The organism is Streptomyces sp. NRRL WC-3549 (assembly GCF_000721935.1).
Taxonomy (GTDB): Bacteria; Actinomycetota; Actinomycetes; order Streptomycetales; family Streptomycetaceae; genus Streptomyces.
The window spans coordinates 70,727-76,174 of the sequence record NZ_KL585442.1; the positions used below are offsets into that span (position 1 = coordinate 70,727).

General features: G+C 73.0%; 4 protein-coding genes. All 4 read left to right on the forward strand.

Annotation, left to right across the window (positions count from 1 at the left end):
- Positions 1–565 (forward strand): Lrp/AsnC family transcriptional regulator (locus IH13_RS0133800; protein WP_158791461.1); only part of this gene is annotated, 565 nt, incomplete at its 5' end.
- 91 nt (positions 566–656) lie between these two features.
- Positions 657–1,283 carry an alpha-ketoglutarate-dependent dioxygenase AlkB gene (locus IH13_RS0133805; RefSeq protein WP_031090574.1) on the forward strand — a complete coding sequence of 209 codons (627 nt, stop codon included), beginning with the start codon at positions 657–659 and terminating at the stop codon, positions 1,281–1,283.
- Positions 1,284–1,777: 494 nt separating this feature from the next.
- A complete protein-coding gene (locus IH13_RS0133810; RefSeq protein WP_031090576.1) occupies positions 1,778–3,094 on the forward strand; it encodes an ATP-grasp domain-containing protein in 1,317 nt (438 codons plus the stop codon).
- 54 nt (positions 3,095–3,148) lie between these two features.
- The gene (locus tag IH13_RS0133815) at positions 3,149–5,170 is read left to right on the forward strand and encodes a CocE/NonD family hydrolase (RefSeq protein WP_031090579.1); all 2,022 of its coding nucleotides are present in this window, start codon (positions 3,149–3,151) and stop codon (positions 5,168–5,170) included.
- Positions 5,171–5,448: the final 278 nt, after the last annotated feature.

Below are 5,448 nucleotides of genomic sequence, written 5' to 3' on the forward strand. Positions count from 1 at the left end.
GGCCCGCCGCTGGAGCGGCAGGACCTCGGCGCTGACGGAGGAGGAGACGGCCGCGCTGAGACCGGTCGTCCCGGTGGAGACGGGGCCGTTCCGGCTGACCGATCTCGACCGCCGCCTGCTGCCCGCCCTCGCCGCGGACGGCCGCGCGGCCTGTCCGGACCTCGCCCGGACGGCCGGCTGGTCGGAGTCCGCCGTCCGCCGGCGCCTGGAGGAACTCCGCCGGTCCGGGGCGCTGCGGTTCGACGTCGAGGCGGACTCGGGCCTCTTCGGCTGTACCGCGCACTGCCTGCTGCGGCTCTCGGTCGCGCCCGCCCGCCTCGGCGGTGTCGCCCAGGCGCTCGCCGGCGACCGGGAAGCGGCCTTCGTCGCCACCACGACCGGCTCCCACAACCTGATGGCCGTCGCCGTCTGCCAAGACGCCCGCGCGCTGCACACCTACCTCATGGACCGGGTCGGGTCGTTGCCCGGGGTCGAGCGCGTGGAGACCGCGATGATCACGTCCTACACCAAGCGGGACGCCCCGGTGCACCGGGCCCGGTCCGCGCTCGTCGCCACGGGCGGGTGACGGTTCCGGCCCGTCGTCCCGGCAGGACCACACGAAGGGGAGCGCGAACGCGAATGGGAACAAGCGTTCTATTCGCCGGTAGGATGGGCTCATGTCCACGCATCTGCAGGGTTCGCTCTTCGACCAGGCCGACCGCCCCTCTCTGGGCCGGCTCACCGGACTGCGCCGGACCGTCCTCGGCGACGGTGCCTGGATCGACCTGCTGCCGGGCTGGCTGACCGGCGGCGACGGGCTCTTCGCCGCGCTCGCCGACGAGGTGCCCTGGCGGGCCGAGCGCCGCCAGATGTACGACCGCACGGTCGACGTCCCCCGACTGCTCGCCTTCTACCGCGACGGCGAGCCGCTGCCGAGCCCCGTCCTGGACGAGGCCCGAAGCGCCCTCTCGGCGCACTACGCGGACGAACTGGGCGAGCCCTTCACCACGGCCGGGCTGTGCTACTACCGGGACGGGCGCGACAGCGTGGCCTGGCACGGCGACACCCACGGACGCAGCTCCCACGAGGACACCATGGTGGCGATCCTCTCGCTCGGCGCCCCGCGTGACCTGCTCCTGCGCCCTCTGGGCGGCGGGGACACGGTCCGCCGGCCGCTGGGGCACGGGGACCTGATCGTGATGGGCGGCTCCTGCCAGCGGACGTGGCAGCACGCCGTACCGAAGACCGCGCACGCCCAGGGCCCGCGGATCAGCGTCCAGTTCCGGCCGCGCGGCGTGCGCTGACCGGGGCCCTCGGGCGCCCCTGACCGCCCCAGGCCTCCCGGACGGACGGCGCCCCCCTGATCCGGAAGCGCCGCTTCCGGTGGCGAACGCGTACGCATTGCGCGGCCGGCACGGGGCACGCGAGCGGCATGCACCGAAACCCCCGCCACCGCAGCAGCCCGGGCGGCCACCCGCTCCGGCACGCCCCGGCCGGGACGCGGCCGGACGCCGCGGCCCATCCCCTGGCGCGAGGAACGGGGGACGCCCGTGTCAGCCGCTCCCGGCGGTGCCAAAGAACCCCGGCCCACCCCCGCCCGGGGCGCGCGGCGCGTGGTCCCCGGCGCGGCACCCGCGCCCGCGGGCGCGGCCCGGCGATCCTGACACGGGTCCTTCGGCCGCCCCGCTTGCGGGACGTGTGACCGCTCCCGGGACCCCCGGTGGCGCAGCCCCGGCGCCCCGCCGGCCCGTACCGCCCCGGCATGGCCCCCGGACCTTCCGACCGAAAGGACATCCCCGTGCGCGAAGGGCAGCGCAAGAACATCTTCGTCATCGGCCTCGACGACGCGAACCTGCCGACCCTGCAAGCCGTCCCGCATGCCGACAGGTACCGCTTCCACCGCCTGCTGAGCATCGCGGAACTACAGGAGGGCGAGGTGTCCGTCCCTGATCTGCTGGACCGGGCCCGGACCGTCCTCGACGCCCACGACGGCAGCGTCGACGCCATCGTCGGCTACTGGGACTTCCCGGTGAGCATCCTCGTCCCGCTGCTCGGCAAGGAGTACGGGGTCCGCACCACCAGCCTCGAGTCCGTCGTCAAGTGCGAGCACAAGTACTGGAGCCGGCTCGAACAGCAGAAGGTCATCGACGAGTACCCGCGGTTCGGCCGGGTCGACCTGGACGGTGAGGACCCCCGGCCGCCCGAGGGCGTGCACTTCCCGATGTGGCTCAAGCCGGCCCTCGCCTACTCGTCCGAGCTGGCGTTCGGCGTCTCGGACACGGCGGAGTTCCGGGAGGCCGTCGAGGCGGTGCGCAAGGGCATCGGGCGCGTCGGCCGGCCGTTCGACGCCGTACTGGACCTGCTGGACCTCCCCCCGGAGATGGAGGGCGTCGGAGGCCAGGTCTGTCTGGCCGAAGAGGCGATGACCGGAATCCAGGTCGCCGTCGAGGGCTACGTGTACGAGGGCGAGGTGAGCGTCTACGGCGTCCTGGACTCGATCAACTACCCCGGCTCGCCCTGCTTCCTGCGCCACCAGTACCCGAGCACCCTCCCCGCCCCGGTGATCCGCAAGCTGCACGACGTCAGCGCACGCACCATACGGCAGATCGGCATGGACTCGGCGACCTTCAGCATCGAGTACTTCTACGACCCGAAGACCGCCGCCGTCAGCCTCCTGGAGATCAACCCCCGGCACTCCCAGTCCCACGCGGAGCTGTTCGACTACGTCGACGGTGCCCCCAACCACCACCGGATGATCAGCCTCGCCCTGGGAGAGGACCCGTCCCTGCCCGGCGGCCGGGGGCCGTACAAGATGGCCGCCAAGTGGTACTACCGCTGGTTCGGTGACGGCACCGTGCACGGGATCCCCTCGCCGGAGCGGATCGCCGCCATCGAGCGCGCGATACCCGGAGTGCGCATCGACATGGTGCCCGAGGAGGGCCAGAAGCTGTCCACGGTCTCCCAGCAGGACAGCTACAGCTACGAGGTGGCGCACATCTTCACCGGCGCCGACGACGAGGACGGCCTCCGCCGCAAGTTCGACCGGTGCGTGGCCGCGCTCGGCCTCACCTTCGACGACACGGAGCCCGGCGGACACGGCAAGAACCCCGCCTGAGCCGCCGGCCCCCGTACGACGAAGCCCCGTACGACGAAAGGAGGTCGCACAGCTATGCGCCACGTGGACCAGCTCCCCTGGGCGACTCAGGAAGAGAAGCACGTCACGATCCCGATGAGCGACGGCATCCGGCTCTCGGCCCGGATCTGGCGTCCCACCGCCTCGGACGCCGAACCCGTACCGGCCGTCCTGGAGTACATCCCGTACCGGAAGAACGACCTGACCTCCACCCGCGACGCCATCCACCACCCCTACATCGCCGGGCACGGCTACGCCTGCGTCCGGGTCGACCTGCGGGGGACCGGCGAATCGGAGGGGGTGCTGCTGGACGAGTACCTGGAGCAGGAGCAGCGCGACGCCGAAGAGGTCCTGGCCTGGATCGCCGAGCAGCCCTGGTGCGACGGCACCACCGGGATGATGGGCATCTCCTGGGGCGCCTTCGCCGCCCTCCAGGTCGCCGCGCGCCGGCCGCCCAGCCTGCGTGCCATCTGCATCGCCTCGTTCACCGACGACCGGTACGCGGACGACATGCACTACCTCGGCGGTGCGATGCTCTCCGACAACCTGGCCGAGGCCGGCACCATGTTCGCGTACGCCACCTGCCCGCCCGACCGGGCCGTCGTCGGTGAACGCTGGCGTGCGATGTGGCGGGAACGGCTGGAGGCCGCACGCCCCTGGGTCCTGGAGTGGCTGCGCCACCAGCAGCGGGACGACTACTGGCGCCACGCCTCCCTCAGCGAGGACTACAGCGCCCTGCGCTGCCCGGTGCTCGCCTCCAGCGGCTGGGCGGACGGCTACTCCAACGCCGTCACCCGCCTGCTGAGCCACGTCGACGTGCCCCGCAAGGGGCTCATCGGCCCCTGGTCGCACAAGCTGCCGCACCTCGGTGAACCGGGCCCGGCCATCGGGTACCTCCAGGAAGTGGTGCGCTGGTGGGACCACTGGCTCAAGGGCATCGACAACGGAGTCATGGACGGCCCCATGCTCCAGGCCTGGATGCAGGAGAGCGTGCCGCCCTCCACCTCGTACGAGGAGCGGCCCGGACGCTGGGTCGGCGAGCCGTCCTGGCCCTCGCCGCACATCGGAGAGACCGCCTTCCCGCTGCGGGACCACGCCCTGGGCACGCCCGGTGAGACCCCGGGGGACCGGGTGCACACCGTGCGGTCCCCGCTGTCCGTGGGGCAGTTCGCCGGCAAGTGGGCCTCGTACAACGCCCCGCCGGACCTGCCCTACGACCAGCGGGAGGAGGACGGCGGCTCGCTCGTCTTCGAGACCGCGCCGCTGTCCGAGCGCATCGAGATCCTCGGATCGCCCATGGCCGTCGTCGAGGTGTCGGCGGACGCCCCCGTCGCCCAGCTGAACGTCCGGCTCTCCGACGTCGCCCCGGACGGCCGCTCGACCCGGGTGACGTACGGGGTGCTCAACCTGACGCACCGCGACGGCGAGGAGAACCCCGAACCGCTGGAACCGGGCAGGCGCTACCAGGTGCGGGTCCCCCTGCACGGAGTCGCCCAGGTCTTCCCGCCCGGGCACCGCGTCCGGCTCTCGCTGTCCACCTCGTACTGGCCCCTGGTCTGGCCCGCGCCCCGGCCGGTGCTGCTCAGCGTGTACGAGGAGGGCAGCACCCTCACCCTGCCGGTCCGCCCGTCCGGCGGGCCGGACGACACCGCACTGCCGGTCTTCGGCGAACCCGAGGGCTGCGCACCCCCCGAGGTCACCCGGCTCGGCGAGCCCGAGCAGGCCTGGACCGTGTCCAGGGACCTGGTCGACTACCGCTCGGTGCTCGACATCGTGAAGGACCGGGGACTCCAGCGGTACGAGAACGGCATCGAGACCGGGCTGCGGGCCTGCGAGAAGTACAGCTGGGTCGGCGAGGACTTCGGATCCGTGCGCGGCGAGAGCGCCTGGGAGATGCGGTTCGGGCGACCCGGCTGGGACGTCCGGGTCGAGACACGCACCGTGCTCACCTCGGACGAGGACGCCTTCCACGTCGACGCCACGCTCGACGGATACGAGGACGGGCGCCGGGTCTTCTCGCGCACCTGGAACGAAAGCGTCCCCAGGGAGAACGGCTGACCCCGGCCGCGGGGCCCCACCTATGGGCGCTGCCGAAGGAGTGACGGGTCGGCGCGCCCCGTGGCAGGGGGGCCCGGCGGCGGCAGGTATACGCGTGGCCGGGCAGGGGAGCCCCCGCGCAGCCGCGTGCCGGCCGCCCGGGGCCGCGGCGGGAGGTACGGCGCGGGCCGGTGCCCTCGCACGTACGCACGGCAGGCCGGTCGGCGACCGGCCGACACCTCAGGAGGAGAAGGAATGACGGACAAGCGAGAGAAGCAACCGATCCCCGGCGCGCCGGG

Bases quoted from the DNA above. Each gene is read 5' to 3' on its own strand.
- IH13_RS0133805 (WP_031090574.1), top strand. From the start codon at position 657: ATGTCCACGCATCTGCAGGGTTCGCTCTTCGACCAGGCCGACCGCCCC.
- IH13_RS0133815 (WP_031090579.1), top strand. From the start codon at position 3,149: ATGCGCCACGTGGACCAGCTCCCCTGGGCGACTCAGGAAGAGAAGCAC.